At 54.9% G+C, this 20,630-nt stretch carries 16 protein-coding genes and 1 tRNA gene; 4 read left to right on the top strand and 13 right to left on the bottom strand.

Translation table 11 applies throughout. The annotated features are described in order from the left end of the window. Positions 1–131: 131 nt before the first annotated feature. Positions 132–512 carry a helix-turn-helix domain-containing protein gene (locus BLU05_RS21625; protein WP_091884682.1) on the bottom strand — a complete coding sequence of 127 codons (381 nt, stop codon included), beginning with the start codon at positions 510–512 and terminating at the stop codon, positions 132–134. A gap of 188 nt (positions 513–700) precedes the next feature. Between BLU05_RS21625 and BLU05_RS21620 the strand changes: the two genes are divergently transcribed. Both BLU05_RS21620 and BLU05_RS21615 read left to right on the top strand, forming a co-directional pair. Beyond that, on the top strand, positions 701–1,627 hold the full coding sequence (locus BLU05_RS21620) for a DMT family transporter (RefSeq protein ID WP_091884680.1): 927 nt from the start codon (positions 701–703) through the stop codon (positions 1,625–1,627). A gap of 74 nt (positions 1,628–1,701) precedes the next feature. After that, positions 1,702–3,714, top strand: a complete 2,013-nt coding sequence (locus tag BLU05_RS21615; protein WP_091884677.1) for an acetyl-CoA carboxylase biotin carboxylase subunit — start codon at positions 1,702–1,704, stop codon at positions 3,712–3,714. A gap of 195 nt (positions 3,715–3,909) precedes the next feature. On the opposite strand, the gene lipB is transcribed toward BLU05_RS21615, so the two are convergent. After that, the gene (gene lipB, locus BLU05_RS21610; RefSeq protein ID WP_091884880.1) at positions 3,910–4,626 is read right to left on the bottom strand and encodes a lipoyl(octanoyl) transferase LipB; all 717 of its coding nucleotides are present in this window, start codon (positions 4,624–4,626) and stop codon (positions 3,910–3,912) included. Between the two features lie 270 nt (positions 4,627–4,896). Between lipB and BLU05_RS21605 the strand changes: the two genes are divergently transcribed. Then, a tRNA-Leu gene (locus BLU05_RS21605) sits at positions 4,897–4,981 on the top strand. Positions 4,982–5,065: 84 nt separating this feature from the next. On the opposite strand, the gene BLU05_RS21600 is transcribed toward BLU05_RS21605, so the two are convergent. The 4 genes from BLU05_RS21600 to BLU05_RS21585 form a co-directional block, all read right to left on the bottom strand. Then, positions 5,066–7,597, bottom strand: a complete 2,532-nt coding sequence (locus BLU05_RS21600; RefSeq protein ID WP_175540704.1) for a glycosyltransferase — start codon at positions 7,595–7,597, stop codon at positions 5,066–5,068. Positions 7,598–7,717: 120 nt separating this feature from the next. Further along, positions 7,718–8,464, bottom strand: a complete 747-nt coding sequence (locus tag BLU05_RS21595; protein ID WP_091884672.1) for an ABC transporter ATP-binding protein — start codon at positions 8,462–8,464, stop codon at positions 7,718–7,720. A gap of 31 nt (positions 8,465–8,495) precedes the next feature. Then, entirely contained in the window at positions 8,496–9,302 is an 807-nt protein-coding gene (locus tag BLU05_RS21590) for an ABC transporter permease (RefSeq protein ID WP_091884877.1), read from the bottom strand. Positions 9,303–9,512: 210 nt separating this feature from the next. Further along, positions 9,513–9,977 (bottom strand): GNAT family N-acetyltransferase, encoded by a 465-nt coding sequence (locus BLU05_RS21585; RefSeq protein WP_091884875.1) that lies wholly within the window; start codon positions 9,975–9,977, stop codon positions 9,513–9,515. 290 nt (positions 9,978–10,267) lie between these two features. On the opposite strand from BLU05_RS21585, the gene BLU05_RS21580 reads away from it, so the two are divergent. Beyond that, entirely contained in the window at positions 10,268–12,313 is a 2,046-nt protein-coding gene (locus BLU05_RS21580; protein ID WP_091884670.1) for an NADH:flavin oxidoreductase, read from the top strand. Positions 12,314–12,697: 384 nt separating this feature from the next. On the opposite strand, the gene BLU05_RS21575 is transcribed toward BLU05_RS21580, so the two are convergent. The 7 genes from BLU05_RS21575 to BLU05_RS21540 form a co-directional block, all read right to left on the bottom strand. Then, entirely contained in the window at positions 12,698–13,699 is a 1,002-nt protein-coding gene (locus tag BLU05_RS21575; RefSeq protein ID WP_091884667.1) for an ABC transporter substrate-binding protein, read from the bottom strand. Between the two features lie 471 nt (positions 13,700–14,170). After that, entirely contained in the window at positions 14,171–15,559 is a 1,389-nt protein-coding gene (locus BLU05_RS21565) for an FAD-binding oxidoreductase (protein ID WP_091884663.1), read from the bottom strand. Then, positions 15,556–16,368 carry an ABC transporter permease gene (locus BLU05_RS21560; RefSeq protein ID WP_091884661.1) on the bottom strand — a complete coding sequence of 271 codons (813 nt, stop codon included), beginning with the start codon at positions 16,366–16,368 and terminating at the stop codon, positions 15,556–15,558. Before BLU05_RS21560 ends, BLU05_RS21565 begins: the two co-directional genes overlap by 4 nt. A 3-nt stretch (positions 16,369–16,371) precedes the next feature. After that, positions 16,372–17,205: an ABC transporter permease gene (locus BLU05_RS21555; RefSeq protein WP_091884658.1), complete on the bottom strand. Its 834-nt coding sequence runs from the start codon at positions 17,203–17,205 to the stop codon at positions 16,372–16,374. Positions 17,206–17,271: 66 nt separating this feature from the next. Continuing rightward, positions 17,272–18,387 (bottom strand): ABC transporter substrate-binding protein, encoded by a 1,116-nt coding sequence (locus BLU05_RS21550; protein ID WP_091884656.1) that lies wholly within the window; start codon positions 18,385–18,387, stop codon positions 17,272–17,274. Between the two features lie 47 nt (positions 18,388–18,434). Continuing rightward, positions 18,435–19,541: an ABC transporter ATP-binding protein gene (locus tag BLU05_RS21545; protein ID WP_091884653.1), complete on the bottom strand. Its 1,107-nt coding sequence runs from the start codon at positions 19,539–19,541 to the stop codon at positions 18,435–18,437. A 126-nt stretch (positions 19,542–19,667) separates the two neighbouring features. Beyond that, positions 19,668–20,558 (bottom strand): LysR substrate-binding domain-containing protein, encoded by an 891-nt coding sequence (locus BLU05_RS21540; RefSeq protein WP_091884651.1) that lies wholly within the window; start codon positions 20,556–20,558, stop codon positions 19,668–19,670. Positions 20,559–20,630 lie beyond the last annotated feature (72 nt).

Genomic DNA, 20,630 nt, shown 5'->3' with positions numbered 1-20,630 from the left:
ATCGTATTTTGGCCAATGCTACAGGGGCTGCGAATCACCAGCAATCTTTACATGGTTCGCATGGAAACGCGATGGGAGTTCGCGATCTGTTCCGGCGTTCACCACAGAACTATGGTCTGATAACCCAGGTTTCAAGCCGCTTTAAGGCTTAAGACCACCTTTTCGAGTTCTTCAATGCGCTCGCCAAGCGCTTCATGCAGAACCTTGAGATTCGCAATCTGGCTTTTCAGCACCTGATTATCGTCGACTGTTTCGCTTTCGTCAGGTGATTGCCCGACACCGTGCATCAGCCATGTCGGCGTAACGCCCAACGAACCTGCCAGCATGAACAATCTGTTGGCGCGCGGTTCCGACCGGTCGGATTCCCAGGCGGCAAGCGTTTCTGCTTGGACACCAATACGTTCAGCCAGTTCTGCCACTGTCATGGACTTGGCATCACGGGCGCGCGACAGGCGGCCGCCTGTCGTGTCCATATCGGGCACATCAGTCATGATGTTATTGGAAAAAGTCATGGGGATTCTCCATTTTTTTCTTGTTTTTGCGGGTGTGGGAGGGGCCTTTTGCAACATTTACTGGCTGAAAAGTCAAATCTGCCGCCGTTTTGCGTCAGTATTCCATTCTCCGGGCGATTGCATTTTTCCACAGAGCCGATATGCCAGAAGGCCTCGCCTGAGCTATTTGTCCCGGAAAGGTCGACAGCATGGAAAACACAACCTCACCGCAAATGAGGGGCGTTGGAACGATGGCCGGTGCCATGTTTATCCTGCCGATGATGGATGCGATCGCCAAATGGCTTTCAACGGTCGATAGCCTGCCACCTGCGACCGTGACGCTCTCCCGCTTCGTGGTCCAGACAATCCTGACTTTGCTGATTATTGTCGCGCTGACAGGTATGCATTCTCTGAAACCACACAATCTCTGGGGCAATCTGTTTCGCGGCTTTCTGATGGGGATTGGCAGCCTGTGTTTCTTCGCCGCCGTCAAATATATGCCGCTGGCTGATGCCATGGCGGTGTTCTTTGTCGAACCGCTGATGCTGACGCTGCTCTCCGCTGTCGTCCTGAAAGAGACGGTGGGCTGGCGCAGGCGCATTGCCGTTGCCATCGGGTTTATCGGCACGCTGATCGTTATCCAGCCAAGCTGGGAGCTTTTCGGTTGGGTGTCGCTTCTGCCGCTGGGCACGGCGGCGCTCTTTGCCGTCTATCTCGTTCTCAATCGCCGCTTTGGCGCCCATGATACGCCGCTTGTCATGCAGCTTTATGCGGGCATTGGCGGCACGGTGACAGTCATCATTGCTCTGTTTTTGGGTGCTTGGTTCGGCGTCAGCGATATGACGCTGGGAACGCCGTCAACGGGCATGTCGTGGTTCCTGCTGTTTGCCATCGGGGCAATTGCCACGGGTGGGCATCTTCTGGTTGTGCAGGCCTCGCGCCTTGCACCTGCCTCGCTTCTGGCGCCATTCCAATATCTCGAAATCGTCATGGCCGTCATTATTGGCCTCTTCGTATTTCAGGAGTTTCCGACCGCTTCGAAATGGCTTGGTATCGCCATTATCATCGCGTCGGGTGCCTATGTGGTCTGGCGCGAAGGCAAAAAACAGAAGGCTCCGGAGCCCGCTTTCAATTAGCGATCTTACCTGTTGAGCAAAGCTGCCATTGGCAATAGAACCAAAGACGCATTTTGTGCGGGAGGTCCATAAAAGTGTTCAAGAAAATCCTGATTGCAAACCGTGGGGAAATTGCCTGCCGTGTCATCAAGTCGGCAAGGAAAATGGGGATCGCCACGGTCGCCGTCTATTCCGATGCGGATCGCGATGCTGTTCATGTCGAAATGGCCGACGAAGCGGTGCATATCGGCCCTGCTGCAGCCTCCGAAAGCTATCTCGTCGCGGACAAGATCATCGCCGCCTGCAAGGCAACAGGCGCGGAAGCGGTTCATCCCGGCTATGGTTTCCTGTCCGAGCGTGCCTCCTTCTGCGAGGCGCTTGAGAAGCAAGGTATCATTTTTATCGGGCCAAAACCCAGGGCGATCATCGCCATGGGCGACAAGATCGAATCGAAAAAGTTTGCCAATGCCGCCAAGGTCAACACCGTGCCGGGCTTTCTTGACATCATCACCGATGGCGCCCATGCGGAAAAGATCGCCGGTCAGATCGGCTACCCCGTGATGATCAAGGCTTCCGCTGGCGGCGGTGGTAAGGGAATGCGCATTGCGTGGGACGAGAGCGAAGTGCGCGACGGGTTTGAACGCGCTACCTCGGAAGCGCGCAATTCCTTCGGCGACGACCGGGTTTTCATCGAAAAATTCGTCGTTGAGCCGCGCCATATCGAAATTCAGGTGCTCGGCGATAGTTTTGGCAATTGCATCTATCTGGGCGAGCGCGAGTGTTCCGTGCAGCGCCGCAACCAGAAAGTGGTTGAGGAAGCGCCGTCACCCTTCCTTGACGAAGCAACCCGCAAGGCCATGGGCGAGCAGGCCGTGGCATTGGCCAAGGCCGTTGACTATCAAAGCGCCGGTACGGTCGAATTTATCGTCGACAAGCACCGCAACTTCTATTTCCTTGAAATGAACACGCGCCTGCAGGTGGAGCATCCGGTAACGGAGCTGATCACTGGCGTTGATCTTGTCGAGCAGATGATCCTGATTGCAGCGGGCGAAAAGCTCAAGCTGAAACAGTCGGATGTCAAGCTGAACGGCTGGGCCATTGAAAGCCGTCTCTACGCGGAAGACCCGTACCGCAATTTCCTGCCTTCGATTGGTCGCCTGACCCGCTATCGCCCGCCGAGTGAGGGCCCGGTTGGCAAAGCCATCATCCGCAATGATACCGGTGTGACCGAGGGCTCCGAGATTTCGATGTTCTATGACCCCATGGTGGCAAAGCTCTGCACCTGGGCGCCAACCCGCCTTGAAGCCATCGATGCAATGGCTGACGCGCTGGATACTTTTGTGGTCGACGGCATCGAGCACAACATTCCGTTCCTTGCTGCATTGATGCAGCATCCGCGCTGGCGGGAAGGACGGCTATCTACCGGTTTTATTGCTGAGGAGTTCCCCGATGGCTTCCATCCCATCGCGCCCACGGCCGAGGACAGGGACGTACTGGCCGCCATCGCTCTCAGTGTGGAATTGGTGCGCAAGGGACGCCTCGACGGCCTCAGTGACCGTCTACGGCCACATACGGGCAAAATCCGCGCCGAATGGGACGTGCGGATCAATGATGAATATGTGCCGGTGAGCATTCACCAGAGTATTGCCAAGCCGCCAGTCAAGATTGAACTCTCGTTGCATGGTGGGGAGGACATTACCATCCGCAGCGATTGGCGGCCCGGCGATGCGGTCTGGGACGGCTATATTGATGACCGCTCGGTGAAGGCACAGTTGCGCCCGGTGCTCAATGGCATGCGCATTGACTGGAAGGGCATGTCGGTCATTGGCCATGCCATGCAGACCCATGTCGCCGCGCTGGAAAAATTGATGCCGGTGAAGCTGCCGCCCGATACGTCAAAAATGCTGCTATGCCCGATGCCCGGCCTGATCGTCTCGATCAATGTGAGCGAAGGTCAGGAAGTAAAAGCAGGCGACACGCTGGCAATTGTCGAAGCCATGAAAATGGAAAACGTGCTGCGCGCCGATCGCGATCTGACCGTTTCAGCCATCAACGCCAAACAGGGGGATAGTCTGGCCGTCGATGCTGTTATCATGGAATTTGCGTGATGATGGGTTGGTCTGTTTTGCATCGTCCCATCACCTTTATCCGTCATCCTCGGGCTTGACCCGAGGATCCACCCTTGAGAAATCGTTTTTGCTTCTCTGTCATGGGTCCTCGGGTCAAGCCCGAGGATGACGGTGGGGTAGGTGATCGGGTAAAAGAGTAGCTTGTCTAACCAAGCACAATCTTTGCAGCCAGCCTTAGCCCTTAACCGCCCCAAACACATCCTCAAATGATTCCCGCATTGCGCGGTCAAGATCATCCATCCCCACCGGCAACCCCAGATCGACAAGGCTGGTGACGCCATGCGCACGCACGCCGCAGGGAACAATGCCGTCGAAATGCGTAAGGTTCGGTTCCACATTGATGGAGATGCCATGAAAGCTCACCCATTTGCGCAGGCGGATACCGATAGCGGCGATCTTGTCTTCGGCGGGAGAGCCATCTGACAGCGCCGGGCGCTCCGGCCGTGTCACCCACACCCCGACGCGATCTTCACGCCGCTCGCCGCGTACATTGAACGAGGCGAGGGTGGAAATGATCCATTGCTCCAGCGCCGTCACAAATGCCCTGATGTCCTCGCGCCGTGTTTTGAGGTCCAGCATCACATAGGCAACCCGCTGGCCGGGGCCATGATAGGTGTATTCGCCGCCGCGACCTGTCGCATAGACTGGAAAGCGATCAGCGGTGAGCAGATCGCCATCCTTGGCGCTGGTGCCAGCCGTATAAAGCGGTGGATGTTCAACCAGCCAGACGAGCTCTCGTGCCGTTCCGGCGCGAATCGCAGCCACCCGGTCTTCCATGAAGCTGAGGGCAGCTTCGTAATCGGTGAGCCCGTCAGCCACCAGCCATTCCACCGGAGACGATTCGCCTGTGGGTAAAAATGCGGGGACGAGATCATCACGGTTACTTTTCATGATCGGAAACCAAATTTTCGAATTTCGCTCCATCCGCATTGAGCTGAAGCCGATGCGACTGTTTCGTACAGCCAAAAGCACCGATTCACACGGGATGCAGAAGGTGAGCCGCATATGGACTTTTTCTTAGAAGATTTCCAGTCTGACGGGTGCGACATAACTTTTCGGCGGCTTTGCGAAAAACATTGGCGTTAAACGCCAACAGGGCTTGTTTAGCTGAAATTGATTTGCTACATGCCGCGAGCCGACACGTTCGGCTTCTACCACAGTGCGGTCGTGGCGGAATTGGTAGACGCGCAGCGTTGAGGTCGCTGTGTCGCAAGACGTGGAAGTTCGAGTCTTCTCGACCGCACCAAAATCTCTCGCCAAGCGATTGATTTTAAACAAAAATGGCAGCCCTTGGGCTGCCATTTTGCTTTTGTGCTCCCAATTGAATTTTCTATCGTTGCTGTTCAGCGCGCAGAAGCGAGCGGAGATAATCGTAGAGCTCGTCTGCCTGCCCATCAAAGCTCTGTATGCGATCTTTGTATGGATTGACGTAGCTGGAAAGCGCAGCCCGGTTGTCGATAATTTTTTCCATTGCCGCTCGCAGATGGGAGCTGTCGGACGAAATGGGAATGATGTTTCCGTTTTCGCCTTCTACGAGATCTTCTACGGCGCCGCCGGAATCCGTGGCAATCACCCAGATGTCACGCAGCAGCGCTTCGCGTACCGTCAGGCCAAAGCTCTCTTTCCATTGGGACGGAAACAAAAGCACGTCAATTCCCGAGAAGAATTCGTCGATGCTATCCTGCGTATAGGCAGGCACAACGCGGACTGGATTATGGGGAGTAAGCCCCTTGAGATTGACGCTGCTATAGCCACTGTTCAGCGTATTATCGACCATGACCAGCTCGATGCCACATTCCGGAAGCGCCGAAAAAGCCTCGCGGACGAGATCATAGCCCTTGATCGGGGTTGATCCGCCGACGTAGCCGAAGCGGATATGGTCTGATGGTTTGCGCGTAAGGGTCGGAAAGGGGAACTTGACCCCGTTTTTATTGACAAAAATCTGCTCGTCGCTCAGCCCGTTCTGCATATGTAGTTGTTTAAAGTAGTTGCTTGGAGAGATGAGGCCCTGAGCCTCTGCAAGACCTTTGCGAACGATCTGGGTGCGGCGCTCGTTAAAATTCTTGTCCGGAACGCATTTTGCACAAACGTTTGGATCGATGCGCGTTTGAAAACAATATTTGCCTTCGCCTGTTACCATGAACTGGCGTTCACACAGCCACCAGGCGTCGTGTAGCGTTATGACATAGGGTATGCCTGCGGCCTTGCACGCGGAACCCAACTCAACTCCCAGTGTCTGTATCGAATGCAACTGAACAATATCGGGTTGAACTGCCTTGAGAACGTCTGCAAAAGCCTGCCCCATGTCATCGTCTTTGATATCCATCAAGCGAGTGCGGACGACAGGCACTTTTGCCGCGAAAACGGTAGCGCCTTTTGCGCTATAACGAACCAGATCGTAATTTGAAGCATGATCATGCGACCATGAAGTGAAGATGTAGATTTCCACATCCTCTTTCCGGGCGAGCCTTTGAGCCATCTCTTCCGCAACGATCGTCGCTCCACCAAACGATTGCGGAGAGAAATACACATTCGCAAAGAGGATGCGCATTACATCAGGCTGAAGCTGGCTGGGGCGCTCTATCAGCGGTGCTAGTTGCCGGTGGGCAATCTGCTCGGGCGCATAGGCCTTATTGACGCTTTCAAGCGCCCTCTGTGCCATTTTTATGCGAAGATTCGGCTGATCGACAAGCTGAAGCAGTTTTTGCTGCCATTGCGCTGGATCGGCTGCAAGAAATCCATTCTCTCCGTCAACGATAGCGGTACGAAACGCATCGGCAGGAGAGCAGACAGAGGGAACACCGAGGACAGAGGCCTCCAGAAACTTGATATTGCTTTTAGCATCATTGAAAACTGAATCTTCAAGCGGTGCGATTGAAATATCTGCTTCGGCAACAAGCTGCAAATAACGATCAAAACTCACGAATGAAAACCGTTCGATCCGGTCAGAGAAAATATCAAACCGGCTTTCGATATTCAAAGAACCTATAATCCGGAGTTTTACATTGGAACGTTCCGACAAAATGTAGAACAGCGCATCAGCGGCCGCCAGAAAATCAATGTCGTGCGTCTTGGTGCCTGAGCCATAGACAATTGTGATGTCCTGCTTGGTCTCTTTTGGCGTTGCCGTCTGATTTTTGCGAATTCTTTCCGCGATTAATATTGTATCGCTGTCGAGCGCATTCTCCACAATGACGGCATTTCTATTCGTAACCTCGCTCATGACTTTTGCGAGGGCTTTGGTGGACGCAATACCTTCGTCGCACAGGAGCAGCGCTTCCCGATAAAGTCTCATCCCTTCGAGAACACCTTTTCGATCTCCCGGCGACAGAGTTTCGATATTTTTGTTCGAGAGGTATCCTTCCGGATCGAAAATCAGGTCATCGACTTCCCAAAATGTGTGAATGCCAAGCCGCTTGGCTTCCTTTATCAATAAGATAGCTTCAGGCACAGCTGGAACGCGGTAAAATATGACGATTGAATGGGTCTGGAGCAGTGTCCGGGCTTCATCAAAGTGGGTCCAGTCAACCACTGATGCCTCGATACCAATCTTCGAAAACAGCTCGGCCTTTTGCGTGACGCGGTATTTCTTGCATTGTGGAATCGACATCTCGGCCACGATCAAAACGCGTGGTGTCATAAATTCCGATGCAGGCCGATTGGTCTCGCCGGGATAGAACGAAGAAAGGCGATGCTTGTTTTCGTTTGTAACAGTGGAAAGCAATGTCGCACGGCGGTTTGCAAAAAGAGCAACGAATTTTCCGGAACGCAGGAATGCAACAATGCGGCCGAATGTTCCGGATATGCCGAATATCCGGATGGATTCAGCAAACTTGCGGATAACGAAGCGAAGAGTCCCCAAAGGCGCTTTCGCTCGCCTGATGGCAGAAGCATATATCACGCTTAAAGGGCGTATAGGCTTCATGCATTCAACGATGGGTTGATCGTTGAATACAAAAACAACAGCTCAACGTGTTTTGCTTTACTGATTTCCAAAATACGCATCGGCAACGGTTTGGGCGTCTCCATCCATTTTGATCTTACCATGTTCCAGCCAAACAATGCGCGTGCAATTCTTGACGAGAAGCGCCTTCGAATGGCTTGCGATAATCAAAATCTTGGTCTTGTTAACAAGATCATGCAGTCGTTCATTTGCCTTGTTCTGAAAGCTCTCATCGCCAGCAGCCAGCCATTCATCCATGATGAGGATCTCAGGCTGAATGACTGTTGAAATCGAGAATGCCAAGCGAAGCTGCATACCACTGGAATAGGTACGAACAGGCATGTCAAGAAAGTTGCCGAGTTCAGAAAATTCTTCAATCTCGGTCTGTTTGGCTGCCATCTCGCGTTTCGAAAAGCCAAGAAGTGCACCGCGAATACCAATGTTTTCCCGGCCAGTTGCTTCCGCATCGATGCCCAGAGAAATGTTGATCAACGAGGTACATTTACCGTTGATTGCAATACGTCCACCAGAGGGATAGTAAACGCCGCTCATGACGCGCAGCAGCGTGGTTTTGCCGGAACCATTATGTCCGATCAGGCCAAGCCGTTCGCCGTCACTAAGGTTTAAACTGATGGATTCAAGGCCGCGAATAACCACGTGGCCCTCAGAGTTTGAACCAATGGTGCCACCTGTCGCCAGACTCATCACCTGGTTCTTGAGAGAACGGCTTTTCGCATTATAGATCGGGAAATCGACTGTGACGTCTTCGAGAATCATTGAGGTCATGATTGCCTTCGCAATTGAATAGAGTGGCGTTTTACAGCCAATAGGTGATGCGTGAACGGTAACGGTTCAGGAAAAGCAGCGCGACGATCCAGCCGACAATGGCCATGCCGATCACGACACCCCAATTGAGCGGGGTGCCCATCTGTCCAAGAAGCGGTTCTCTGATTACGCTGATCAGGTGATAGAATGGGTTCAGATCCAGCAACAGAATGGACTTATCAGCAGGTAACTGGTGCGGTTGCCACATGATTGGCGTGACATACATGCCAACCTGCATAATGTTCTGAATGATCTGTGTCAGGTCGCGGTATCGCGTACAAATGACCGAGAGAATGACCATCATCCATAGGAAATTCAGCGATACGAGGAAGAATGCAGGAATCACCAGCAGGGAAGTCCATCCCATAAATTTCCCGAATATCAGCAGCACGATGGGAAAAATGATGATGTTGTGGAAAAGGATGATCGAATTTCGCCACCATGTCCGCAGGACATAGGTAAAGAATGGCAAGGGTAGCTGCAGCATGGTTTCAGTATTGGTGATGAAACTCACGCAGCCTTCATTGATCAACTGCGAATAGTAGCCCCACATGATGAGGCCAACGCAGATGAATGGCAGAAATTCGGACATGGGGGAGCGGAAAATAGTGCCGAATACCAAGCCCAGAGCCGCAATCAGGACACCCATATTGATCGTCAGCCAGAAAGCACCGACGCTGGAACGGCGATAGCGCTGGGCCACATCTTGCCAACCCAGAAGTGCGGCGAGGCGAAAATTGCCGACGGCCCCGGTTATGTCTTCCCACGCAGTGATTTTTTGCGAATTGGCTATTGTCATGTGGCCGCGCATCTTTCTGTCAGTTTTGGCAAGTTCACGTTTGACCTGCCTATACACCGGTTGCCGCAGCGATTCCAAGCGGCATCACGATTCATCCATATCGTGGGAAACTCGCGGTAGCATGAAGAAGTACCGTTCGAAACCCCCGACTTCAGGATTAGAGCCGCTCCCTAAACAGCAGTCTTGGTCGAAAGATGGCAGGGCTCTGCATTAGTTCAGAGGTTTCACCATAAAGAGGCAAGGATGACCTTCAGCCCACAATGTAGGGAAGATCTCCGCTTTGAGGAAGCCATTCCTGTCGTAAAATGCGCGCGTATCGTCGAGGTGCGGTTCATGCTTGCCGCGTGGCGCGAGGGTTTTGACCGTGAGCAAGGAGCAGCCGGATTGCCGGGCATGCTCCTCAGCCGCTTGCAGCAGGGATCGACCGATTCCCCGGCCATGGCATTGCTTGCGCGTTGCAATGACAAAGATTTCTGCGGCTGCCGGCGGGTGATATTTCAGGGCGATAAATCCGTTGCAGATATCTTGCTCCACACTTGCCAGGACGGGCAGGTCCATTACCAGTTTGGCGCACGCGCTGATGCCTGCCGGTTCTTCGAACCATTCCGGCAATCCGCTCATGATTTCGGTGCAAAGGGTGCTCTTGTTTTCGGGGCAGGTAATTTCGCTGATCATCGGAAACATCCATCATTTTTCGAGTGCATCTTCGGGAAATTGAGGCATGAGGTTTTTTCATCTATTTTCAAGACGCATGGGTTTCCCCCTAATTTAGAGAATTTTTTTCCAATCAAGCGGTTGTGAATTTCGGAGGCGCTTTCGATTCCAATTTATAGGGAGCGAAATTGGGTGAGGTTGATTGCAAGATGAAATTCATATGACGAATCCACACCACAATAGGTCGCGCGGGAGAAACATGCGGACTGGCGCCTGTTGTAGGATCATGAAAACAACGGGAACCGATACTATTGTCCTCACATGACGATCCGCTTCTGCAGCCCTATCAGCTTAAACATCTGAGGCTGAAAAACCGCCTGATGTCGACCAGTCACGAGCCGGCTTATTCGGAAGATGGAATGCCGAAAACACGTTACCGGCTCTACCATGCGGAGAAAGCAAAAGGCGGTATCGCCCTGACGATGACGGCGGGATCGGCTGTTGTCTCGCGGGAATCTCCACCGGCATTCGGCAATCTTCATGCCTATAAGGACGAGATCGTGCCATGGCTGCGTGAGCTTGCCGACGATTGTCATGAACACGGCGCCGCCGTCATGATCCAGCTGACACATCTTGGCCGCCGCACTAGCTGGAACAAGGCCGATTGGCTCCCCGTCGTCTCCGCATCCCCCGTGCGCGAACCCGCCCACCGGGCTTTTCCGAAAGAAGCTGAGGATTGGGATATCGAGCGGATCATTGCCGATTATGCAGCGGCGGCGCAGCGTATGCAGGCGGCGGGGCTCGATGGCATTGAGTTCGAGGCTTACGGTCATCTGATGGACGGGTTCTGGTCACCCGCCACCAACCGGCGTGACGATGAATATGGCGGCTCGCTTGATAATCGTCTGCGTTTCACCTGGGCTGTCATCGATGCGGTGCGACGGTCCGTGGGCCCGGATTTTATTGTCGGTATCCGCATGGTGGCTGATGAGGACTGGGAGCAGGGGCTCTCACGGCAGGAAGGCGTGGAGATTGCACGGCGTCTTGCAGCATCGGGCAAGTTCGATTTTCTCAACATTATTCGCGGCCATATCGATACGGATGCGGCGCTCAATGGCGTCATTCCCATTCAGGGCATGCGGTCTTCGCCGCATCTCGATTTTGCCGGAGAGGTCAGGCAGGAAACCAAATTTCCGGTTTTCCATGCGGCGCGTATTGCCGATGTTGCCACCGCGCGCCATGCCATTGCCGAGGGAAAGCTCGACATGGTTGGTATGACCCGGGCGCATATTGCCGATCCGCATATTGTCCGCAAGATTGAGGCAGGTGAAGAACATCGTATCCGGCCCTGTGTCGGGGCAACCTATTGTCTTGACCGCATTTATGAGGGCGGAGAGGCGCTATGCATCCACAATGCGGCGACGGGGCGTGAAGGCACCATGCCGCACGCCATAGCCAGGGCCAAAGACAGCCGCAACATTGTTGTCGTTGGTGCAGGACCCGCAGGACTGGAAGTGGCGCGCGTTGCGGCAGAAGGCGGCCATAGCGTGACCGTGCTGGAAGCAGCGGATCAGGCGGGTGGGCAGGTCAGGCTCGCGGCGCAGAACCCGCGGCGCAAGGAAATGATCGGCATTATCGACTGGCGTCTTGAGGAACTGGACCGGCTTGGCGTTTCCATGCGCTATAATGTCTGGGCGGAAAGTGGTGATGTTCTTGACCTTGCCCCAGACGTGGTGGTGATCGCAACGGGCGGCTTGCCGCAAAATCCGCCGCTGCAGGCGGGCGATGAACTGGTCACGTCAAGCTGGGATATTTTGGCAGGCGCGGTGAAGCCTGGCGAAAATATCCTGCTTTATGATGATAATGGCGGACATCAGGGCATGAGCGCAGCGGAGATGATCGCGCGCGCTGGCTCGAAACTTGAACTCGTCAGCCCGGAGCGATTCTTTGCGCCTGAAATGGGTGGCATGAATCATGTGCCCTATATGCGGACTTTCCAGCAACATGGTGTGCGGGTGACAATCAATACGCGGCTGGTGAGCGTCACCCGCAATGGCAACCAGCTTGTTGCCGTTCTGGGTTCGGATTTTGATCCTGAATATCGCGAGGAGCGGCTGGTGGATCAGGTGGTGGTGGAACACGGTACTTTGCCGATCGATGATCTCTACCGTGAATTAAAACCACTATCGCGCAATGGCGGCGCGGTGGATTATGATCGTCTGGTCAATGGGGGTGCCATTTTCCCGCAGCGGCAGGCTGACGGGCAGTTCGATCTGTTGCGCATTGGCGATGCCGTTCATGCCCGCAACATTCACGCTGCAATCTATGATGGCTTGCGTTACGCGATCAGGTTTTGATGCGTTTTATTTGAGAGAGTAGCACGGTGTGTGCTTCGACATAACGCCCGTGAGGCACATGGGTGGACGTAATGATAATCGCCAGCATTGCATGCAGAACATGGCTTTCTTCCACCACCTCTCCCGTCATCCTCGGGCTTGACCCGAGGACCCACGGCAAAGGAAATCAGATGAATCCAGATATTTAGCACGTTTGAATTATGGGTCCTCGGGTCAAGCCCGAGGATGACGAAGGTGGGTGAGCCGCGATGAGTGGAGTTTTGCACCCATTGTGAATAGCATTACAGCCACCCACGTTCCTCATGGTTATCATATCGAACCACGCATCATACCAAGTCACCGCATCTCCCCCAAAGGGGAAATGCGGCTTAGCTTACTCACTACTCACTTCAACGAAGCTTTTACCTTCGTTGCGACATCGGCGCTGACCCATTTGGTCCAGATATCCTCGTGGTTCTTGAGGAAATATTTCGCGCCATCTTCGCCGGTGGCCTGATTGTCAGTCATCCATGCCAGAAGCTCGTTGACTGTCTTGTTGGACCACGAACGAGCCTTCAGGTAATCCATCACAGGACCGGAACGTTCGCTGAACTTCTTGGTGACGACCGTATCTACCTCGGCCAGTTCCCAGGCATTCTTCTTCGGGTCTGCGCAATCGGCGACGGTGTTGCAGCGCTTCCACTCTTTGGCGTCAAAAGGCACGCCATGGTCGAGCTTGACCATCTGATATTTGCCGAGAAGGGCAGTCGGTTCCCAATAGTAACCAACCCAGCCCTGTTTGCGTTCATAGGCTTTGGCGAGAGAACCATCGAGCCCGGCAGCCGAGCCCGTATCAACCAGTGTAAAACCCTTCTTTTCCGCGTCATAAGCTTTGAAGAACTGGGTGGTTGCCAATGTGCCGCCCCAGCCGGGAGGGCCGTTGAAGACAGCGCCCTTGGATGCATCTTCCGGTGCCGGGAACAGTTCCGGATGTTTCAGCGCATCGTCAATGGTCTTGATATCAGGATGGGCATCAACCAGATATTTCGGGACCCACCAGCCCTGAACACCGCCGTCTGACAACGACTTGCCCGTGTAAACAAGCTTGCCATCAGCAACAGCCTTGTCGAGGATATCACGCATGAAATCCACCCAGCCTTCAGGGGCGATATCAGGCTGGCCCTTTTCGGTCATGGAGGTCAGCGTCGGGATCGTATCACCCTGAACAATATCGGCATTGCAGCCATAACCCTGGTTGAGAATGATCTTGTCGAGATTGGCGAGTACCTCCGCCGACTGCCAGTTCATGCTGGCAATCGTCACATCGCCGCATTCGGCGGCTGATGCAGCACCCGCTGCACCCAGCAGGGTGAATGCCATGACGCCGCTCATCAATAATGTCTTCATGTGAGAACCCCTTTTATTGGTTTTTGATATCTGTCTTGGAGATGGTCATCCACCCACGCACCGGACGCAGAAGCTGCACCCGGTCCTGATAATGCCGATAGAAAAAAGGCTGGACCATGGGCAAACGATAACCCCCCATGGGGTGGTCGAGAAGCCCGAACGCGCCACATGCTTTGTTGGCTGCGACATGGTTGTTTTGTGGTTTGGGGTGAGGGGGCGTGGTTCGTGGTTCGACATAACAACCATGAGGGAGAGTGGGGATGCAACGCTAATCGCAGACGCCGCCGATTTTGCCTCCTCACATCCACCAATCTCCGTCATCCTCGGGCTTGACCCGAGGACCCATGAAGATGGAGCGCTTGTTTTGTTGTCATTTGCGTGGGTCCTCGGGTCAAGCCCGAGGATGACGGGAAGAGGTTCTCCCTCATGGTTGTTATGTTCAACCACGAACCACGCAAAACAGATGTATTGCTAGGAAACATCAACAACTTTCCCCGGATTCATGATGTTGCGTGGATCGATTATCCGCTTGATTGCCCGCATCAGCGAAAGCTTTACCGGATCAATAAGCGCGTGCAGTTCCGGCTTTTTTTCAAGGCCTATTCCGTGCTCGGCGGAGAATGAACCGCCCATCTCACGCAGATTGGCATAGACGACCGATTTAACCGCGTCCTTGTCAGGATTGCCGTTCTCCCCGGCGACACAAATATGCAGGTTGCCATCCCCGAGATGTCCGAAGGCAAAGCCTTTTACATCAGGACCAAGCGCGGCAACACCCGCTTCAAACTGCCTGAGATAAGCATCGATATGCTGCAACGGCACAGAAATATCGAACCAGTATCCATACGGGTAGGCGCGGGTGATGACATTGCTGTCCTCGCGGATATTCCAGATGTCGTTCCGCTCTTTGCCGCTCTGGGCAATGATCGCGTCGAGCACCAGTTCATTTTCTATGGCCATACCCAGCGCGTCTTCCAGCGTCGATTGCGCGCTCTGCTGGTCAAGCCCTTCCGTCTCCACAATGAGATAGACGGGTGCCTCGGTGAACGCTGCGAGCGATGCTGGTCCGAGTGCTTCGACGGCAACGCGGAAATAGCGCTCACCCATGAACTCAGTGCGCAGGAGAGTGACCGAGCGATTGTGCCGCAGTGCCTGAAACAGCGCGACGGCTTTGCTGGCGGATGCACAGGCGACGAGCGCCGTGGCCGTGAACGCATCAACCGGAGCGAGCTTGATAACGGCGCGGGTGACAATGCCGAGCGTGCCTTCCGCCCCGATGAAGAGCTGTTTCAGATCATAACCCTCATTGCTCTTGGTCACTTGCGCAAGGTCGCTCATAATGGAGCCATCAGGCAAAACCACCTCAAGCCCCAGCACCCGCTGGCGCATGACGCCCTGCCGAAAGGCCTCCATGCCGCCCGCATTGGTAGAAATCATGCCGCCGATGGTGGCACTGCCGCGTGACGGAATGTCGATGCCCGTGGTCAGTTTCACCTTGGCAGCTTCTTCCTGCACGGCTTGCAGTGTGACGCCGCATTGGACAATGGCAGTGCCTGCCGCCGCTTCAATGGATTCAATGCGGTTGAGCGCGCCCAGCGAGAGGATGATTTCGCCTTTGGCCGACACAGCACCACCGGCAAGACTGGTGCGTCCACCATGGGGTACAACCGATATAACGTTTTGGTTGCAAAATTTTAGGATTTCTACAATCTGACCCGTTGTGCGCGGGGTGACCATCAGATCGGCATTGAGATTATGCTCATCGGAACCGGGATGGACAGTCCGCAAGGCCTCACCGGTTTTGACGCCCCCAGCGCCGGTAATCGCTTCAAGCGCGGCCACAATATCATCTGCTGTCATTTCGTCTCCGATGCCCCGCGCCGTTCGATGAAAATCCTTAAAGCCAGAATGACGGCGGTCACGATGATCAGAAGCACGGAAATAGCGGCGATGGCAGGATCAATATTGTCGCGCAGGCCCATCCACATCAGACGCGGCAGGGTAATGGCGTTGACGCTGGTGATGAACAGGGTGACGCCGATCTCCTCCCACGACAGCACAAAGGAAAGCAGCGCCGCGGTGGCAATACCGAACTTGATATTGGGAATGATGATGCGAAAGGCGCGCGTGGTAAGGTTCGCGCCAAGACCACGCGCGGCAAGGTCAATGCGCCGGTCCACCTGAAACAGCGCCACCAGAATAAGAACCACGGCAAAGGGTGTGATCATCACCGCATGGGCAAGCGCAACGCCGATCCATGTGTCATAGCCGATAAAGCTGTTGAAAGCGGAAAGGGTAGTCATCAGGAAATACAGCGTCATGGCTGATACCACGGGCGGTACGATCAGCGGCAGGAGGACAAAACCGATCAGCAGCGCGGAGAAGCGCGGTTGAAACATCCAGATGCCCAGCCCGAACATGGTGGCCAGCACCGTCGCGATGGCGCTGGAGAGAATACCGATGCGCAGGCTGAGCAAGACGCTTTGCCCCCAAGCGGGATTATCGATGAGCGCCTGATAATGCCGCAGCGACAGCACGCCATTTGGCATCGACAAAAACCGCTGCGGCGTGAACGATACGGGCACCACAGCCAGAAGCGGCATCAGCAGGAAAAGTGCAACGGCAGTGGCGATAATGAGCAGGATCGGACCGGGGCGTGATGATTGCATGGCTTAGCCCACCAGATGCGCGGGTTTGATGAAGCGCCGCATCAGGGCGAGCAGGATGCCGATGAAGATCACAAGTACGACACTGATCGCCGCACCAAGACCCCAATCGGGGCTTTGGAAAATCCTGAGATAAACCAGCTCCGCCACCATGACGCTGCGCCCGCCGCCGAGAATGGCCGGAGTAACGAAAAAGCCAAGCGCGAAAACAAACACAATCAGTGCCGCGCCGATCAGACCGCCATAGGTGAGGGGCACAAACACGCTCCAGAAAATGCGGCTGCGCGATGCGCCCATGCCACGGGCGGCCAAAAGCACGCGCTCATCAATGCTGCGCATGGCGGATGCTATGGGAAAGACAGCAAAAGGGATGAGAAAATGCGTCATGCCGACGATGACACCGAATTCATTGCGGGCAAGCGCCAGCGGCTCGCTGATAATCCCGGCCGCCTGTAGCCATGTATTGATCAGGCCGCGATTGGACAGCAAGGCGAGCCAGCCGAAAGCCCGCGTCAGCACTGAAATCCAGAATGGCACGAGAATGCAGAATTCCGCCAGCATGCGCTGTGTCGGTGTTCCGCGCACCCAGACATAGGCAATGGCATAGGCCATAACGAGCGCCGCAGCCGTGACTATGAGACAAATGCGCAAGGTGCGGATGAAGACGGATTGGACCAGAGGATCGGTCAGCACTGCACGGTACTGCCCAAGCCCCGGTTCGGGCAGCGTTACGCTCCACCTGATAACACCGAGAAACGGCACGACATAAGCGAGCCCGAGAAACAGCAGCAGCGGCGCAAGCAGCAATATCGTTCTGGGTACAGCCGACTTTCCGGTCATTCAGAGTCCTTTACTGGAAACAGATACGAGCGTGCGGAGATTGGAAAACCTCCGCACTGTGTTTGATCACGCCGAGATGACTTTGGTGTACTGATCGAAAGCCGAGGCATAGTGCTCCGCATACCATTCCATGTTGAGCGGGATTTGCTTGGTCATATTGGCCGGATCGACGCAATTGACCCGTTTTTTATCTGCCGGAATGAGCGCGTCGGTGGCCGGATTGGCGGGGCCTTGTCCGAGCAGTTCGAACATCTGCAATTGCCGCTCGGGCGTCTGGGCACTGGCAATAAACTTCATCGCATTGTCCTTGCCGCCGGGATTGTTCTTCATCACAGCCAGTGCGCCGGGGGAAATCAGCCCCTGATCCCAGACAAATTTGATATTGCCGCCAGAATCCTGTTCGAGCAGTTGCGCACGCGTTGACCAGATCAGCGCCATGGAAGCTTCGCCATCCATGAGAACAGACTGACTTTCCGCGCCGCCACCCCAATAGGCCACGACGTTTTCCTTGAACGCCGCGAGCTTGTCATGGGCGCGCTTCAGATCGAGCGGATAGAGCTTTTCCGGAGCGACACCATCGGCCATCAATGCGGCTTCCCACATGGCCGAGCCCCATTTGTAGAGTGAGCGTTTACCGGGAAATTTCTTTACGTCGAAAAAGTCCGCCATGCCCGTTGGCACCTGATCGCCGAATTTCGATGAATCATAGGCAATGATATAGGAGAAGAAATAGGTGGAAGCCGCATGATCCCAGCCAAAGCCGGGGCGCATCTTGCTCTTGTCAACAATAGTATAGTCGATGGGTTCAAGCATGCCCTGTTTGCCCAGGGTAATACCGGAGAAGGGATCGATATCCATCAGGTCCCAGCTGGGTTTACCGCTCTTGAACTGCGCGGTAATAGCGCCTTCCGTCGGGCCGGAACCATCCATCTTCACGGCGATACCGCTCTCCTTGGCGAATGGCTGACCATAGGCCTTGTCATAGGCGGTCATGGCATCGCCGCCCCAATTGACCAGAACCAGATCTTTTGATTGGGCCAAAGCGCGGTTGGAGCGCAGCAGGGCAGGCGCGCCTGCAAGCAGCATGGCGGCCATCTGGGTGAAGCGGCGGCGGCTTATCTCGCCCCGTTCCACCTTGTCGGCCAGTATTTCCAGACAGTCTTTTTGAAATGCGTGATCCATTGTGTTCCCCTTTGGATTGTTATTGTCACATTCCGGATGCGGTGTGCTTATCCTTGCTGCGGTAGCAAAAATCCCTGTTCTGTGGGCCATGACACCCAGACATCAGAGCGATGGGCAAAGCCTGTGGTTGCAGCTGTTGGCATCGACACGGCGATGGATGTGCCGGTGCGGGTTTTCAGGTGATATTTGGTCACCGCGCCGAGATAGGTCGCATCCTCGATCCGGCAGGCGATGGCGTTATGATCAGGGTTTTGCTGCGTGGCGGCGATGGTCATATGCTCCGGGCGCACGGCGGCAACCGCGTTCGGGCCGATTTGTGGCCCTGTCTGGCTGAGCACAATCGTGCGGTCCTCAAACTGGCCCGCCGCTTTGTCGCCATCCAGCCTGAGCGCACCAAGCGGTAGAAGATTGATCTCGCCGAGAAACTCCGCCACAAAACGATTGGCCGGTCGCTCATAGACGTCCTGCGGTCGCCCGACCTGCAACAACTCGCCATGATTGAAAATCGCAACCCGCGAGGAGAGGGCCAGCGCTTCAGACTGATCATGGGTGACGAAAACAAATGTCGTGCCGGTTTCCTGATGCAGGCGTTTGACTTCCTCCTGCATCATCTCGCGCAAATTCTTGTCGAGCGCGGAGAATGGTTCATCCAGCAAAAGCACCGATGGTTCAAACGCCAGCGCACGGGCAAGCGCCACACGCTGTTGCTGGCCACCGGAAAGCTTTGTTGGTAGTTTTTTCTCATGCCCCACAAGACCAACGCGTTCGATCATCTCGCCGACCCGTCGCTTGATATCGGCGGAGGAACGGCCGCGCACTTTGAGCGGAAAGGCGATGTTCTGTTCGACGTTAAGATGCGGAAACAGCGCATAGCCCTGAAACACCATACCGTAGGAGCGGTCTTCGGCAGGCACATCCGTGATGTCTTTGCCATCCATCATCAACCGGCCTTCGCTGGGCGCGGTAAACCCGGCAAGGATCATCAGGAAGGTCGTCTTGCCCGAACCTGAAGGGCCGAGAAGGGTCAAAAACTCGCCGCGTCCGATGTCGAGCGACAGGTCTTTCAGCGCACGGAATGCACCGAATGTCTTGCCAATGGATACAGCCTTGATCTCGGCGGCCTTTGCGTCGCCCAGTTGTATGCCTTGAGGCATTGAGAGACCTCTTTCCCCTGCTTTTTGGGAAAGCCTAGGCACAATCTGCGGTGACGACAATTGAAATATATTGCCGCGATACGTGAACGAAATTCACGCCAATATGAGAAAAGACCGTTTGGGTGTCTAAGCGTTGCGTGTTTGCGACAGGCGCGATTTCAGCCATTCCGTGAACGCCAACTGGGCAGGATGCTCAACTTTGGCGAAATCCGCGACGAGGAAATAGGATTTCGGCGACTTGATGCCAAGGTCAAACGGACGGATGAGTTGACCTGCCTTCATGGCTTTGCGGCAGGTGAGTTCATCGCCCATGGCGACACCCTGCGCCGTAATGGCAGCCGAATAGACAAGATTCATGTCGGAAAAGATGATGCCGCGCTCGGAATCAGGGTTTTCTACATTGGCCAGCGCCATCCAGCGGGTCCAATCCTCAAAATCGCCCAGATGCAGGAGGGGCGCGCGTAACAGGTCTTTTGGTTCGGCGATGCCACCGATTTTGTTGAGCAGGACGGGGCTGCATAGTGGCGTGAACTCCACCTCACACAGCAGTTCCACCGCGCGGTTGGGCCAGTTGCCGTCGCCGAAGGCTATAAAAATATCGACAGAGGAATCCGTCACATCATCCAGTTTGCGCGGGGTGACGATGCGCAGCGATACCTCAGGATATTTCTCCTGAAACTCGGTAATGTGGGTACACAGCCACAGCGAGGCAAAGCCCGCCGTCGAACTGATGCACAGCGAACCGCCCACACCGGCAGGATTTTGCCTGCCACCGGCATCGTCAATGACAATCAGCGCCTTGCGCACATCATTGGCATATTTGCGCCCGCGCGGGGTAAGGGCGACACCTTTGCCATCGCGCTGCAACAGTTCAAAGCCGAGATCGCGCTCCAGCAGGCGCAATTGATGGCTGACGGCACTGCGGGTGAGATGCAGCTCATCCGCCGCACGCCAGACGCTGCCATGCCGGGCAAAGCTTTCAAGGGACCGCAGGGCTTGCGTGGAGGGAATGCGCATGAACGGGATTCCAATGATGAGGTGAATAGAATTTGCACGTTTTGAAAAAACATATCACTTTTTGTCCCGCCT

Origin of the sequence: Phyllobacterium sp. OV277 (assembly GCF_900104355.1) — a bacterium.
In the GTDB taxonomy this organism is placed as follows: Bacteria; Pseudomonadota; Alphaproteobacteria; order Rhizobiales; family Rhizobiaceae; genus Phyllobacterium.
Note: the sequence above shows the minus strand (reverse complement) of the source record. Positions and strands in the feature narration are given on the sequence as shown.